The organism is Metabacillus sp. B2-18, from assembly GCF_021117275.1.
Classification (GTDB): domain Bacteria; phylum Bacillota; class Bacilli; order Bacillales; family Bacillaceae; genus Metabacillus.
On the sequence record NZ_CP088245.1, the window covers coordinates 267,096 to 281,954 of the forward strand.

The 14,859-nt window shown below is 37.9% G+C and carries 9 protein-coding genes, 1 rRNA gene and 2 riboswitches; of the genes, 9 read left to right on the plus strand and 1 reads right to left on the minus strand.

The features are described 5' to 3' along the window. Nucleotides 1–93: 93 nt before the first annotated feature. From LPC09_RS01520 to LPC09_RS01530, 3 genes are all read left to right on the plus strand, one after another. Complete coding sequence (locus tag LPC09_RS01520) at nucleotides 94–1,065, plus strand: tripartite tricarboxylate transporter substrate binding protein (RefSeq protein WP_098798932.1); 972 nt, start codon at nucleotides 94–96, stop codon at nucleotides 1,063–1,065. 93 nt (nucleotides 1,066–1,158) lie between these two features. Beyond that, nucleotides 1,159–1,608: a tripartite tricarboxylate transporter TctB family protein gene (locus LPC09_RS01525; RefSeq protein ID WP_098798933.1), complete on the plus strand. Its 450-nt coding sequence runs from the start codon at nucleotides 1,159–1,161 to the stop codon at nucleotides 1,606–1,608. Nucleotides 1,609–1,626: 18 nt separating this feature from the next. Next, nucleotides 1,627–3,129 carry a tripartite tricarboxylate transporter permease gene (locus tag LPC09_RS01530; protein WP_098798941.1) on the plus strand — a complete coding sequence of 501 codons (1,503 nt, stop codon included), beginning with the start codon at nucleotides 1,627–1,629 and terminating at the stop codon, nucleotides 3,127–3,129. A gap of 84 nt (nucleotides 3,130–3,213) precedes the next feature. Here the strand turns inward: LPC09_RS01530 and LPC09_RS01535 are convergent, their stop codons facing one another. Then, nucleotides 3,214–4,392, minus strand: coding sequence for a sensor histidine kinase (locus LPC09_RS01535; RefSeq protein WP_231308833.1), 1,179 nt, complete (start codon nucleotides 4,390–4,392; stop codon nucleotides 3,214–3,216). 348 nt (nucleotides 4,393–4,740) lie between these two features. Here LPC09_RS01535 and LPC09_RS01540 point away from each other — a divergent pair, with 348 nt between their 5' ends. The 6 genes from LPC09_RS01540 (at nucleotide 4,741) to LPC09_RS01565 (ending at nucleotide 14,543) form a co-directional block, all read left to right on the plus strand. Then, complete coding sequence (locus LPC09_RS01540; protein WP_098798935.1) at nucleotides 4,741–5,709, plus strand: AAA family ATPase; 969 nt, start codon at nucleotides 4,741–4,743, stop codon at nucleotides 5,707–5,709. Next, complete coding sequence (locus LPC09_RS01545) at nucleotides 5,706–6,920, plus strand: DUF58 domain-containing protein (protein ID WP_098798936.1); 1,215 nt, start codon at nucleotides 5,706–5,708, stop codon at nucleotides 6,918–6,920. Before LPC09_RS01540 ends, LPC09_RS01545 begins: the two co-directional genes overlap by 4 nt. Further along, entirely contained in the window at nucleotides 6,920–9,133 is a 2,214-nt protein-coding gene (locus LPC09_RS01550; protein ID WP_231308834.1) for a transglutaminase domain-containing protein, read from the plus strand. The genes LPC09_RS01545 and LPC09_RS01550 overlap by 1 nt, the downstream gene beginning before the upstream one ends. Nucleotides 9,134–9,159: 26 nt before the next feature. Continuing rightward, nucleotides 9,160–9,261, plus strand: a riboswitch (purine riboswitch). Between the two features lie 213 nt (nucleotides 9,262–9,474). Further along, nucleotides 9,475–11,016, plus strand: a complete 1,542-nt coding sequence (gene guaA, locus LPC09_RS01555) for a glutamine-hydrolyzing GMP synthase (RefSeq protein ID WP_231308835.1) — start codon at nucleotides 9,475–9,477, stop codon at nucleotides 11,014–11,016. 85 nt (nucleotides 11,017–11,101) lie between these two features. Beyond that, a riboswitch (purine riboswitch) is annotated at nucleotides 11,102–11,203 on the plus strand. Between the two features lie 147 nt (nucleotides 11,204–11,350). Beyond that, on the plus strand, nucleotides 11,351–12,673 hold the full coding sequence (locus tag LPC09_RS01560) for an NCS2 family permease (RefSeq protein WP_098798939.1): 1,323 nt from the start codon (nucleotides 11,351–11,353) through the stop codon (nucleotides 12,671–12,673). Between the two features lie 319 nt (nucleotides 12,674–12,992). Beyond that, nucleotides 12,993–14,543, plus strand: a 16S ribosomal RNA gene (locus LPC09_RS01565). Nucleotides 14,544–14,859 lie beyond the last annotated feature (316 nt).

The window sequence follows — 14,859 nt, forward strand, 5'->3', positions numbered from 1 at the left end:
TTAATCGATACGATATTCATAGGTAAAGCAACACACATTTTATAGCAAGAGGGTTTGTGTATCAAAAATTGTTAATAAGGGGTGTTAGTTTTTATGAAAAAGATAGGAATCTTACTTTTATTAATGGCGATTTTAACAGCATGTTCAAATTCAGCCTCAGGCAACAAGGAATTTCCAAATAAAAATATTGAAATCGTTGCTCCTGCATCACCAGGTGGTGGATGGGATTTAACGGCAAGATCTATTCAGCAAGGTTTAAAAGATAATAGTTTAGTAGATAGCAATATAAATGTAATCAACAAGCCTGGTGGCGGAGGAGAAGTTGGTTGGAAGTACTTAGAATCTAAGGATGCTCACTTCTTATCTGTAAATTCAAGCTTACTTCTTACAAACAACTTACTAGGACAAAGTCAGTTAACACACAAGGAATTTACACCAATAGCAACACTTGCAACGGAATGGATTTCGATTGCTGTTCCAGTTGATTCGGAATTTAAATCAGCAGAAGAAGTGATGAAAAAGTTAAAAGAAGATCCTAAATCATTAAAAATTGGAGTAGGTCCAGCACTAGGAAATAATGACCACTTATCATTTGTTCAAGCTTTTAGTGAATACGGAGGAGATCCTTCTCAACTTGATTTTCTTGTTTATGAAGGTGGCGGAGATGTTGTAACAGCATTACTAGGAAATCACGTAGATGTGATTACAACTGCATTATCTGAAGTAAAAGATCAGCATTTAGCTGGAAAGCTTAAAATTCTAGCTGTTTCATCTGAGGAAAGAGTAGAAGAGCTTGATGATGTCCCAACATGGACAGAACAAGGAGTTGACATGGTTTTCCCTCACTGGAGAGGAATCATGGGACCACCTGATATGACTGAAGAAGAAATTGCGTACTGGGATGAAAAAATTGGTGAACTGGTAAAAACAGAACAATGGCAAAAAGTACTTAAAAATAATGATTGGGACGATTTTTATAAAAATAGTTCAGAAACAAAAAGCTTCTTAGAAGAACAAGAAAAATCATATACAGAGTTAGTGAATGATTCTGGACTTGTAAAATAATTAAAAAGTTAACCTTCCCCATAACGGGAAGGTTAACTTTTCATAAGTAAGAATACTTTAGTTAGAAATAAATAGAGAAAGGGGCGAGTTCTAATGAAAATAATTAAAATGGGAATGCCGATCTTTTTGATCCTACTAAGCGTTGTTTTCTTAATCGGATCTTTCAATCTACCAAAAGCAAATTTAGGCAATCCAAATGGTCCTCTTTACTTTCCAATCGGATTAAGTTTTTTATTATTGATTTTTAGTGTTTTATATCTCTTCCAAGAACTTAAAACATTAAATAAAGAAAACAAGAAAATCACACAAATGCTTTCCGGGCGCACTCCTAAACTTATTGGTTTAACCGTTTTATTAGGTGTAGGGTATGCGTTCATTTTTGAGATCATTGGATTTTTATTTTCTACAGTTCTGTTTCTAGGCGCACTATTATTTTTCGTGAATGGCAAACAAAAGTGGAAAGTTAATTTGATTGTAACGGTTTGTTTCTCATTTTTATCCTGGTATGCATTTAGTGTGTTACTAGGTGTTAGCTTACCATAGGAGGTGACTTAAATGGATATGAATAATTATCTCGAAGGATTAATGACATCCTTAGAGCCAATGAATATATTATGGGTTATTGTTGGCGGATTTTTAGGAACAATCGTAGGGATGTTACCAGGGCTTGGGCCAGCAACAGCTGTAGCGGTATTGATACCCATTACTTTTGGAATGGAGCCGATCAGTGCAATCATCTTAATGGCTGCAATTTACTATGGTGCCATGTACGGTGGATCTAGGAGTTCGATTTTATTAAACACACCTGGTGATGGATCAGCTATTGCCGCAACCTTTGATGGATATCCTATGGCTAAAAAGGGTCAAGCGGGTGAAGCAATGGCCATTTCAGCGGTAGCTTCCTTTATTGGTGGAATTATGGCTGTTATAGGATTTGTCTTCCTTGCTGAGCCACTTGCAAATTTTGCTTTGAAATTTGGACCAGCGGAATACTTTCTATTAATGCTTCTGACACTTTCTGCAATCGTATCACTTTCAATTGGCAAAATGATCAAAGGGTTTTTAGCCATGTCACTGGGATTGCTATTAAGTACAGTCGGAATTGATACGCAAACAGGTGTTTACCGTTTTACTTTAGGGATCCCTCATTTCAGTGAAGGAATCGATTTCCTAATTGTGATTATTGGGGTTTATGCAATTGGAGAAGTGTTGTACAATTTTCTCACAATTGATCAGCTTAAGAAAGAGAAGAAAAAGGTAGGGAAAATTTGGTTTAACAAAGAACAATGGAAACGTTCAAAGTGGCCTATTCTAAGATCTGGACCACTTGGTTTTATTATTGGGGTGCTTCCTGGAGCAGGTGGTTCTATTGCGTCCATGATCAGTTATTCCACAGAAAAGCAAATGTCTAAAAAGCCTGAGGAATTTGGTAAGGGTGCTGTTGAAGGACTTGCTGCACCGGAATCTGCCAATAATGCTGCATCTGTAGGTGCGATGATTCCGTTATTAACAATGGGAATTCCGGGGTCTGGAACAACAGCAGTTATGCTTGGGGCACTTATTATGCTAGGAATTAAACCCGGACCACTTCTATTCGAAAATGATCCAACAACTGTTTGGTCTTTAATTAATAGTATGTTTATAGGGAATATTGCCTTAGTAATAATTAATATTTTACTAGTGGGTGTTCTTGTCAAAATTCTTGATACACCAGCGAAGGTGCTTTATCCAATCATCGTGTTACTAGCTTTCATTGGGACCTATACACTAAGTTATAGTGCTATTGACTTCTTTTTATTGCTAGTTTTCGGATTATTCGGACTCATGCTTAAAGTATTGGATTTTCCAATTGCCCCACTTGTTTTAGCTTTAATTGTTGGAGCGGATATGGAGCAAAACTTCCGAAAGGCCGTATTATCATCTAATGGAAGTATCGACATTTTCTTTGCATCACCAATTTCAATTACACTCATTTTCTTAACGATCCTATCAATTAGCTATCCAGCTATTATAAAGTTCTTTCAAAAACGTAAAGAGAGAAAAAATATCAATATAAATATGTAAGGAAAAAGCCAGTGTTATTTTGTATTTAGCAGAATACACTGGTTTTTTAGGCTCCTGTGATCAGGACATAGGAGCCTTTATATCTTATACCCTCACTCTCACTTCAAAGGAAGTCTTTCCATTTAACGACTCAACTATAATTCTCCCATTATATTTCTCAATAATTTGCTTTACAATATAAAGTCCTTGTCCTCTCACTTGAGTATTTTCCCCTGATTTCGTCGAGTATCCTGGTATGAAGATCTTCGTTAATTCTTCTTTAGATATCTCAGATCCTGAGTTTATTACTCTAAAGATATACTCATCATTTCTTTTCTCACAATACACCTCAATTGATCTATTTTCCTTTGATATCTGTTTAGTCGCATCAATTGCGTTATCAATGAGATTCGATAAAATTTTAACTAAATCAGTTGGTTGGATCAACTCAAATGAAGCGTTTGAGTTATGAAATCGAATATTGATGTTATGACTTTGTGCCGATAGAGATTTTGTTTGAAAAAGAACAGATAATGCTGGATTATTGGATTGAATTGGAATTTTATAGAGTAATTGTGCCTCTTCGCGCATTGAGTTGGAATAATCAATCGCTTCCTGCTGCTTTCCTAGCTTTAACAATCCGTTGAGAACTTGAATGTGATTAGCAAAATCATGTCTTAACGAGCGTACAAATTGTATTAATGAATGAATTTCAGAATGATAGGTCTCTTCTGTGTCATCCACTTGTTTTTTTAGCTCATGGTTATACCATTTTTGAATAAGCATGAATGATGATACTAATACGATGATTAACAGTCCACTTAGAATGAAACTTAGAGTGCTATTTTTAACAACAGTATGATCAATTCGGTCCAGCATCGTTGTTTCGATATCAATGCTTAGAAAGCCTATGGTTTCCCCAGTTTTATTTACAATTGGTGCTCCAGCTGAAATATATTCTCCATAATGAGGATCATTAATCTTCCCTGTAAAGTAAGGATGACCAGCATATGCCTCTTTAATTTGATCGAGAGGAACAAGACAATCCATGCCTATATCATAATAGTCGCCATCATCTAATGGAAACCCAGCAATCATTACTTTAGGACGTGAAGTGGGATCCTCAAACGACAAAGTGTACACATATAAAGCAGCGATATGATGCTTTGCTTCATTTAACGATTTTCTTATCTTCCAGTAGTCTGTATTTCTTTCTGGATTTTCAAGGAAACGCTCATAAGCCTCTACATCAATCGATTTAGCGATTGAACTTGCCATTTCCATTGCGTTATTTGCTACGGAAACTTCTGCTGCTTTTTTCGCTGTAAAATATGAAACTAGTATGTTAAGAGTAATTAAGCATAGAAGGATTGTTATCGATAGGAAAATGATAAATTTAATTTTTTTGTTTTGCTTAATAATTGGAACCTCCTATCGTCTATTATACTAATAACGAAATTCTACATAATTATACAAGATACTACAATAGGAAGGTATGAGCACGACAAATTTCATCAAATTTATTAATTATATGTAAAATTAGAACATATTGCTAAATACAAAAGGATTTTGTTAACTTTTTCAGAATACTATAATAGAAGATAAGGAGAAATTCACCCTAGGAGGATAATCATGTCTCAATATGAAGCAATGCATCCAAAACTCGGTCGAGTTATTGAAAATATTGAAAATGTAATGGTAGGAAAACGTGATGTTAGTATTCTAAGTCTTGTGGCCATTCTTGCTGGAGGCCATGTGTTGCTAGAAGATGTTCCAGGTGTCGGAAAAACGATGATGGTTCGTGCTCTTTCAAAATCGATAGGAGCAGAATTTAAGAGAATTCAGTTTACACCAGACTTACTTCCCTCGGATGTGACGGGAGTTTCTATTTATAATCCAAAAGAATTGAAATTTGAGTTCCGTGAAGGACCTATCTTTGGAAATATCATCTTAGCAGATGAAATCAATCGTACTTCTCCAAAAACGCAGTCCGCATTGTTAGAAGGAATGGAAGAAGGAAGCGTTACTGTTGATGGTACAACGAGAATTCTTGCGAAACCATTCTTTGTAATGGCTACACAAAATCCAGTTGATTATGAAGGAACATATCCGCTTCCGGAAGCGCAGTTGGATCGCTTTTTATTCAAGTTGAGGATGGGATACCCAACTAAAGCAGAAGAGTTTGAAGTGTTAACATTAGCAGAAAGAGAAAGACCTATCTATAAAATAGATAGTGTAATCAGCAAAGAAGAATTAGCTGAGTTACAAAATGAAATTCAGTTTGTCTACGTGGATGAAACAATTAAAAGCTATATCATTGAAATAACTGGAAAATCAAGGAAGCATCCATCTGTTTATCTTGGGGCAAGTCCACGTGCATCAATTGCTTTAATGAAGGCAGCACAAGCCTATGCTTTTATTTTAGGTAGAGATTATATTATTCCTGATGATATTCAATACCTTGCTCCATATACGTTAGCACACCGGATTATTTTAAGGTCAGAGGCAAAATTTGAGGGGAAATCTGCTGATGATCTTATACATGAGATTATTTCTAAAACACCAGTGCCGGTTCAAAGGTCTTTAAGTGGTAAATCATGACGTTATTGACGAGACTTAAAGCTGGCTGGAAGGTCTTATCCCTCTTATTTCTTACCTTAGCAGCATTTAGTTATGCGATGTTTCAAGGTGGATTTGTAAGCTGGTTTCTCTTTTATAGCTTTCTACCATTTGCTCTCTATTCTTTCTTATTAATGATCTACCCAATCCGCTCTTTCCAAGTAACCCGGAGGATTAATCAGGAACAATTTTCGGTTGGACAGAGGTTTATTGGTACAATAACGGTTAAAAGATCTTTCCCTTTCCCGTTATTTTATTTACTAGTTGAAGATGAGCTTAATGATAAATTAAAGGTTGCTCAAAAACTTAAAGAGCCTAAAAAACTTTTTTTTCCATGGTTTAAGAAATCGATCTCCTTTAGTTATGCTCTCCTCGAGATGCCACGTGGCGAACACCACTTTAAATCCGTCCGCTTAAGAACAGGGGATTTATTTGGTCTTATTGAAAAGGAAGTCACTTTAGAGGTAGAAAACTATTTTCTTGTTTACCCTTCAACTGTAGATTTAGCCTATCATTCAAATCAAAAACAGTATGAACAAGGATCAGCATCAACATTAACTAAGTATTGGCAGGATTCAACAATGGCTGTCGGTGTAAGGGAATATCAGCCAGGCGATAAATTTGCTTGGATTGATTGGAAAGCTACGGCGAGAAGAGATTCGATTATGACAAAGGAATTTGAACAAATGCAAAGTCATGATGTTGTTGTATTTATTGACCGGTCACAGTCAGAGCTATTTGAATCAATTGTTTCCTATTCCGCATCATTGATTCGCACTATTGTTAAAAGTGGCGCTAGGGTAGGGGTAGTTTCAGTTGGGCAGCAGCAAAAAGTGTTTCCGCTCCAGGCTGATGAGCAACATGTAAGCAGCATCTTTTATCATTTGGCAAAAGTTGATTGTGATAGTCAAACACCTTTTTCTTCTGTTCTTGGAGGGAGCTTTTTAAATACGGAAATGAAACAAGTTACCAGTATTCTTGTTACTTCAACTCTAAACTTAGAGGTCGTAAGAAAGCTCGAGTTTTTATCAGCTCGTCAGCAGACATTTATTTTATATTTTGTTAAAGAGAAGCATCACGGGCTTTCAAAAGAAGAGTCTGTATTAGTTGAAAGATTGAAGCAACGTCAAGTTCATGTAAATGTAGTAATAGAACAGGATGCAAATAAGCGTTTTAAAGAGGTGAATATCTAGTGACAACACCTAAGGACCAAGAAGGGATATCTGTTACTCTTCTATATTATCTGTTTGCATTTATCCTGCTATGGGAATGGTTAAGGCCTCTTGGAGAATTTACTGATACAGCGAACACATTTATTTTCGTGTTTTTTATTGCTGTTAGTTTTGTAATGACATTTTTCAGATTGCGTTGGTTCATCACATTCCCGGTAAAAATGCTCATTATTTTGTTTATGCTTCACGGGTTATATTTTGAAGGAATGTTTTTTAGTTTTCTTTGGGTAAAGGATTTAATTGGTGATATTGCCTTCAATCTTTCGTTAGTACCAAGTGCAGAATGGATGGGGATGACTTCATCTTTTCGTTCATTGTTATTTTTTATTTTGCTTTGGTTACTTGTTTATTTAATTCATTATTGGATTCTTTTTCAAAAGAGAATTTTCTTTTTCTTTGTGTTAACGCTCCTTTATATTACAGTGTTGGATACCTTTACTCCATACGATGCATCCTATGCAATTGTTAGAGTTGTTTTAATAGGTTTCTTTATGCTTGGTCTCCTGTACTTTGATCGATTAAAGAAACTGGAGAATTTAAAAATGAAAAAGCTAGCTTCCCTTAGATGGATAATGCCACTACTTGCTTTTATAATGCTTTCGATGATTCTAGCCATTTTAGCTCCTAAGGCATCACCTCAGTGGCCTGATCCAGTTCCATATATTACAGCTGTTGGGCGAGAAGATGAGGGTGGAACTGGTACGAAAAAAATTGGGTATAGTCCAAATGATGAAAATTTAGGAGGATCATTCGTAGGAGATGATACTGAAGTTTTCACCCATATATCTAGTGATCGACATTATTGGCGAGTGGAATCCAAGGATGTTTATACAGGGAAGGGATGGGAGGCTTCCGACCCTGATGCAGAACGTGAATTAATCACATCAATTCAAGATGAAGTTATTTGGACAGATGAGCGTGTAGAGACAAAAAGTTTGGAATCGACCGTTACAATAAATGAGGAATACCGTTATTTGCATGTTATTTATCCTTTAGGTTTAACAGCTATAAGCACAGAGGTAAATTTACCAATTTACCTAAACCGAAATACAGAGTTAATCTCCCCTTTTCAGAAGCAGGGTGACGGATCTAGAGAGGAATTTCTAACTTATCAGGTTGAGTATGAACTTCCCTCTTATCCATTAAATGAGATGAAAAAAGCACAGGTTTTTGAAAATGTACCTGAAGGGTTTGTTGAAAGATACACACAATTACCTGAAACATTACCTGAACGGGTAAGAGAACTTGCTGTATCTCTTACAGAAACAGAATCTAATCAATATGATAAAGTGAAGGCGATTGAAGACTACTTAGGAAGGCCGGAATTTACGTATGATAAAGAAGATGTGGCCATTCCTGAAGGTGAGCAAGATTATGTAGATCAATTTCTCTTTGAAACATTCAAAGGTTATTGTGATAATTTTTCTACTTCTATGATCGTTTTATTAAGATCACTTGATATTCCTGCAAGATGGGTGAAAGGATATACAGAAGGTGACTTTGTTCAAACTGTAGAGAACAGTAAAAGTGAATATCAAGTTACAAATAATAATGCCCATTCGTGGGTTGAAGTGTATTTCGCTGGAGTAGGATGGGTTCCGTTTGAACCTACTAAAGGCTTTGTAAACCCTTATGATTTGGTAAGTGACTACAAAGATACACCTGGTCAGGAAGAGGTAGAAGAGGAGAAGGAGCCTGTTGAAGAAGAGGAAAAGGAACCTGAAGCAACTCCAGAAAAGCCTGAGCAAACTAACACAGAAACATCTTCTTCTACAAATGATTTCTTCGGTTTCTTTAGTCTGCGTCTAGGAAGTACTGGTTTATATGGTTTTATGATCGTTACAGCAATTCTAGCTTTTGTGATTTTCAAAACTAGGACGAGATGGATACCAAAGCTTATCATTTTAAAATATAAAAACCGTAACGATGACCAAGTATTCTTTCAAGCTTATGAGTCACTACTAAAACAATTTGCCCGCCGTGGTATTAAAAGAAAAGAAGGACAAACCTTGAGGGATTATGCCCGTTATATTGATCGATATTTTCATATGGTCCATATGACAGCTTTAACGGAAAACTATGAAAGGGCATTGTATCGACGCGATGATGCAAAACAAGAATGGAATAAGTCAGTTGAATTGTGGGAAAATTTAATTAAAAGAACATCGTCTTGACCAATTGTATAAGAGATTGATAGAATAGAAAAAATTAATAGACCCTTCATATATCCTCGATAATACGGATCGAGAGTCTCTACCGGGTAACCTTAAAACACCCGACTATGAAGGCAGAATAAGTTCGAAAGTCAGCTGGATTCTGCCTTCTTTTTATATAAGGAAATTAGACTCTTACCTATAATTGGTGATAAGTCCTGTTTCTTTATTGAAGGTGGATTCAGTTTTTTTGCTATATAGACATATTAGTAAGTATTTCCTGGGTTATGATACTTTTTGTATGATCTTGATAGTCTTTATAGCATACTAACAATAGTGCATGAAAATACGATGAGGTGACGATGGTGGCAAACATTCATGAAATGGTAGTAGTTTTAGACTTCGGTAGTCAGTATAATCAATTAATCACAAGACGTATCCGTGAATTTGGTGTATACAGTGAGTTACACCCTCACACATTAACGGCTGAAGAAATTAAACAAATGAATCCTAAAGGAGTGATCCTTTCAGGTGGACCGAACAGTGTTTACGGTGAAAATGCTTTTGATTGTGATGAGGCTATCTTTGATTTAGGTATCCCTGTATTAGGTATTTGTTACGGTATGCAGCTGATGACTCATAAGCTTGGCGGAAAAGTAGAGCCAGCAGATCACCGTGAATACGGTAAAGCAACAATTGATGTTCATGGAAAACCAGCATTATTTGCAGAGTTACCGGAACAACAGGTTGTGTGGATGAGTCACGGTGACTTAGTTAAAGAAATTCCAGCAGGATTCCATGTAGATGCTACGAGTACATCTTGTCCATTTGCTGCAATGAGTAATGAAGACCGTAAGTTTTATGGTGTTCAATTCCATCCAGAGGTACGTCACTCTGAATATGGTAATGACCTTTTGAAAAACTTTGTTTTTAACATCTGTGGTTGTTCTGGTAACTGGTCAATGGAGAATTTCATTGAAATGGAATTAGATAAAATCAAACAAAAAGTAGGCAATAAAAAAGTGCTTTGCGCGTTAAGTGGTGGTGTTGATTCTTCAGTTGTTGCCGTGTTAATTCACAAAGCGATTGGTGATCAACTAACATGTATCTTTGTAGACCATGGACTGTTACGTAAAAACGAAGCTGACAGTGTTATGAAAACATTCACTGAAGGTTTTAATATGAATGTTATTAAAGTTGACGCAAAAGATCGCTTTATGAATAAGTTAAAAGGCGTTTCAGATCCAGAGCAAAAACGTAAAATTATTGGTAATGAGTTCATCTATGTATTTGATGACGAGTCAGCTAAATTAGAAGGAATCGAATTTTTGGCACAAGGTACTCTTTATACAGATATTATTGAGAGCGGAACAGCAACAGCTCAAACGATTAAATCTCACCATAACGTTGGTGGGCTACCAGAAGATATGGAATTCGAACTTATTGAACCTCTAAATACATTATTTAAAGACGAAGTTCGTGCATTAGGAACGGAACTTGGTATTCCAGATGAAATCGTTTGGAGACAACCATTCCCAGGTCCAGGATTGGGAATTCGTGTTCTAGGTGAAATTACGGAAGAAAAACTAGAGATTGTTCGTGAATCAGACTATATTCTACGTAATGAAATTAAAAAAGCTGGATTAGATCGTGATATTTGGCAGTACTTCACGGTCCTACCTGATATTCGTAGTGTTGGTGTAATGGGTGATGCTAGAACTTATGATTACACGATTGGTATTCGTGCAGTTACATCAATCGATGGAATGACTTCGGATTGGGCAAGAATTCCTTGGGATGTACTTGAAGTGATTTCGACAAGAATTGTAAATGAAGTAAAGCACATTAATCGTGTAGTTTATGATATTACAAGTAAACCACCTGCTACTATTGAGTGGGAGTAAAAAACGAACGAAACGAACATTATTTTGAATAATGTTCGTTTTTTGTATTGACGAAAAAACGATACACTGATAAAATAAAAAAGTAATCAATATAGTCGAAATACGTCGTATAATGTCGAGGATATGGCTCGAAAGTTTCTACCAAGCTACCGTAAATGGCTTGACTACGAGGTATTAATAGCAGAGGTAACTACTGTTTGTTACCGGCCATTAATATTTTCAAAGTCAAGCGCTCACGTATAGGTGTGCGCTTTTTTATTTGGAAATATTACTGGGGGACAATGTATTTGGTAGTAAAAGCTTTTGAACTAATACTGAGGAGGAACACCTATTTATGAAGAAGTTTTTTCAGTTTGATGAATTAGGTACAAATTATCGACGTGAAATTATTGGTGGTTTAACAACGTTCTTATCAATGGCTTATATTTTATTTGTTAATCCTAACACATTAGCAATGACTTCAATTCCAGATCTACCTGCAGAAATGCGAATGGATACAGGAGCTATCTTCACAGCAACTGCTATTGCTGCGGCTGTAGGTTCGTTGTTAATGGGTCTTATAGCCAAATATCCAATTGCTTTGGCGCCGGGTATGGGGTTAAATGCATTTTTCTCATTCACAGTTGTCTTAACAATGGGAGTACCTTGGCAAACAGCTTTATCAGGGGTTTTAGTATCAGGACTTATTTTTATTCTTCTTACTTTATCAGGTCTTCGTGAAAAGATAATTAACTCAATTCCAGCTGAACTAAAGTTTGCTGTTGGTGCCGGAATTGGATTATTCATAACATTTGTAGGTTTTCAAGGTGCAGGCATTATTGTTAATAATGATGCTACTTTAGTTGGGTTAGGTGACTTCACTGATCCTCAAACACTTTTAGCTATATTCGGTATTATTGTGACCGTTATTTTAATGGTTCGTGGAGTAAATGGTGGTATCTTCTACGGAATGCTAATTACAGCAATTGTAGGAATGATCTTTAATCAAATTGCTGTTCCGACAGAAATTGTTGGTCAAATACCAAGCTTAGCGCCAACGTTTGGACAAGCATTTATGAACTTAGATCAAATCTTTACTGTTCAAATGTTAGTTGTTATTTTGACATTCTTATTCGTAGATTTCTTTGATACAGCTGGAACACTTGTTGGAGTAGCTAATCAAGCTGGTTTAATGAAAGATAATAAGTTACCTAGAGCAGGAAAAGCATTATTCGCAGATTCAGCTGCAACAGTTGTAGGTTCTATCTTAGGAACATCAACAACAACTTCATATATTGAGTCTTCTGCGGGAGTAGCTGCTGGAGCTCGTTCAGGTTTCGCATCAGTCGTAACTGCGGTACTATTCTTATTGGCTTTATTCTTCTCACCACTTTTAGGAGTTATTACTTCAGCAGTTACTGCACCTGCATTAATAATTGTAGGGGCACTAATGGTTTCGTCTCTAGGACAGATTGACTGGAAACGATTTGAAATTGCTGTACCAGCATTCTTAACGATTATTACAATGCCTTTATCTTATAGTATTGCAACAGGTATTGCGGTTGGATTCATCTTCTATCCAATTACAATGATCATGAAGGGTAGAACAAAAGAAATTCACCCGGTTATGTACGGATTGTTTGTCATCTTTGTACTATATTTTGTATTCTTAGCTTAATAATAGGAAAAAGAAGAGGGGGGACCCTCTTCTTTTTTTGTATAATTTATTTTAATGAAAAATGTTGACTCTAATCTTTTTTGTTGTTATAGTAATAAAAGTCATTCGACGAGGTCATATTAACTTTTAGTCGAATGAAAGTTTTTTAAAAAACATGTTGACTTAAAACGAGTTGATGTGTTAAATTAATAAAGTCGCTTCTGAGAGAGCGGCATTAAATGATCTTTGAAAACTAAACAAAACCGAGCGTGCCAACGTTAATTTCGATTAACAAAACAACGTACTATATAGTACAAACTTTATGAGCTATATCAACTCTTTATTGGAGAGTTTGATCCTGGCTCAGGACGAACGCTGGCGGCGTGCCTAATACATGCAAGTCGAGCGAATCGAAGGGAGCTTGCTCCCGGAGATTAGCGGCGGACGGGTGAGTAACACGTGGGTAACCTGCCTGTAAGATTGGGATAACTCCGGGAAACCGGAGCTAATACCGGATAACATTTCGAACCGCATGGTTCGGAATTGAAAGATGGTTTCGGCTATCACTTACAGATGGACCCGCGGCGCATTAGCTAGTTGGTGAGGTAACGGCTCACCAAGGCGACGATGCGTAGCCGACCTGAGAGGGTGATCGGCCACACTGGGACTGAGACACGGCCCAGACTCCTACGGGAGGCAGCAGTAGGGAATCTTCCGCAATGGACGAAAGTCTGACGGAGCAACGCCGCGTGAACGATGAAGGCCTTCGGGTCGTAAAGTTCTGTTGTTAGGGAAGAACAAGTACCAGAGTAACTGCTGGTACCTTGACGGTACCTAACCAGAAAGCCACGGCTAACTACGTGCCAGCAGCCGCGGTAATACGTAGGTGGCAAGCGTTGTCCGGAATTATTGGGCGTAAAGCGCGCGCAGGCGGTTTCTTAAGTCTGATGTGAAAGCCCACGGCTCAACCGTGGAGGGTCATTGGAAACTGGGGAACTTGAGTGCAGAAGAGGAGAGTGGAATTCCACGTGTAGCGGTGAAATGCGTAGAGATGTGGAGGAACACCAGTGGCGAAGGCGACTCTCTGGTCTGTAACTGACGCTGAGGCGCGAAAGCGTGGGGAGCGAACAGGATTAGATACCCTGGTAGTCCACGCCGTAAACGATGAGTGCTAAGTGTTAGAGGGTTTCCGCCCTTTAGTGCTGCAGCAAACGCATTAAGCACTCCGCCTGGGGAGTACGGTCGCAAGACTGAAACTCAAAGGAATTGACGGGGGCCCGCACAAGCGGTGGAGCATGTGGTTTAATTCGAAGCAACGCGAAGAACCTTACCAGGTCTTGACATCCTTCGCTACTTCTAGAGATAGAAGGTTCCCCTTCGGGGGACGAAGTGACAGGTGGTGCATGGTTGTCGTCAGCTCGTGTCGTGAGATGTTGGGTTAAGTCCCGCAACGAGCGCAACCCTTGATCTTAGTTGCCAGCATTCAGTTGGGCACTCTAAGGTGACTGCCGGTGACAAACCGGAGGAAGGTGGGGATGACGTCAAATCATCATGCCCCTTATGACCTGGGCTACACACGTGCTACAATGGATGGTACAAAGGGCTGCAAGACCGCGAGGTCAAGCCAATCCCATAAAACCATTCTCAGTTCGGATTGCAGGCTGCAACTCGCCTGCATGAAGCCGGAATCGCTAGTAATCGCGGATCAGCATGCCGCGGTGAATACGTTCCCGGGCCTTGTACACACCGCCCGTCACACCACGAGAGTTTGTAACACCCGAAGTCGGTGGGGTAACCTCACTGGAGCCAGCCGCCTAAGGTGGGACAGATGATTGGGGTGAAGTCGTAACAAGGTAGCCGTATCGGAAGGTGCGGCTGGATCACCTCCTTTCTAAGGAAAATGAGGCACGCTTGGTATTTTGTTTAGTTTTGAGAGATCATTAGATCTTTCTATATAAGCAAGACTCAACACATAGGAGTCTAAATGCATCACGCATTTAAATGTCCTGTGTTTTATGTTCCTTGAAAACTAGATAACGAAAACAATTCAAGTAATTCACTGAGTTTAAACGCTTAGTTTAGTGATTCTCTTAATAAATGTTAATCAAGATATTGAGTTTGATCTTATGTCTTGAGACAAAGGAGAAGCGAGAAGTTCGAGGCGACGACCTGATGAGGAGCGGAGTGTACGAGAGTACATGAGCACC

What these genes read in the sequence shown, in the direction of transcription:
- LPC09_RS01520 (WP_098798932.1), top strand. Translation starts at nt 94, where the DNA reads ATGAAAAAGATAGGAATCTTACTTTTATTAATGGCGATTTTAACAGCA.
- LPC09_RS01525 (WP_098798933.1), top strand. Translation starts at nt 1,159, where the DNA reads ATGAAAATAATTAAAATGGGAATGCCGATCTTTTTGATCCTACTAAGC.
- LPC09_RS01530 (WP_098798941.1), top strand. Translation starts at nt 1,627, where the DNA reads ATGAATAATTATCTCGAAGGATTAATGACATCCTTAGAGCCAATGAAT.
- LPC09_RS01535 (WP_231308833.1), bottom strand. Translation starts at nt 4,392, where the DNA reads ATGGAAATGGCAAGTTCAATCGCTAAATCGATTGATGTAGAGGCTTAT.
- LPC09_RS01540 (WP_098798935.1), top strand. Translation starts at nt 4,741, where the DNA reads ATGTCTCAATATGAAGCAATGCATCCAAAACTCGGTCGAGTTATTGAA.
- LPC09_RS01545 (WP_098798936.1), top strand. Translation starts at nt 5,706, where the DNA reads ATGACGTTATTGACGAGACTTAAAGCTGGCTGGAAGGTCTTATCCCTC.
- guaA (WP_231308835.1), top strand. Translation starts at nt 9,475, where the DNA reads ATGGTGGCAAACATTCATGAAATGGTAGTAGTTTTAGACTTCGGTAGT.
- LPC09_RS01560 (WP_098798939.1), top strand. Translation starts at nt 11,351, where the DNA reads ATGAAGAAGTTTTTTCAGTTTGATGAATTAGGTACAAATTATCGACGT.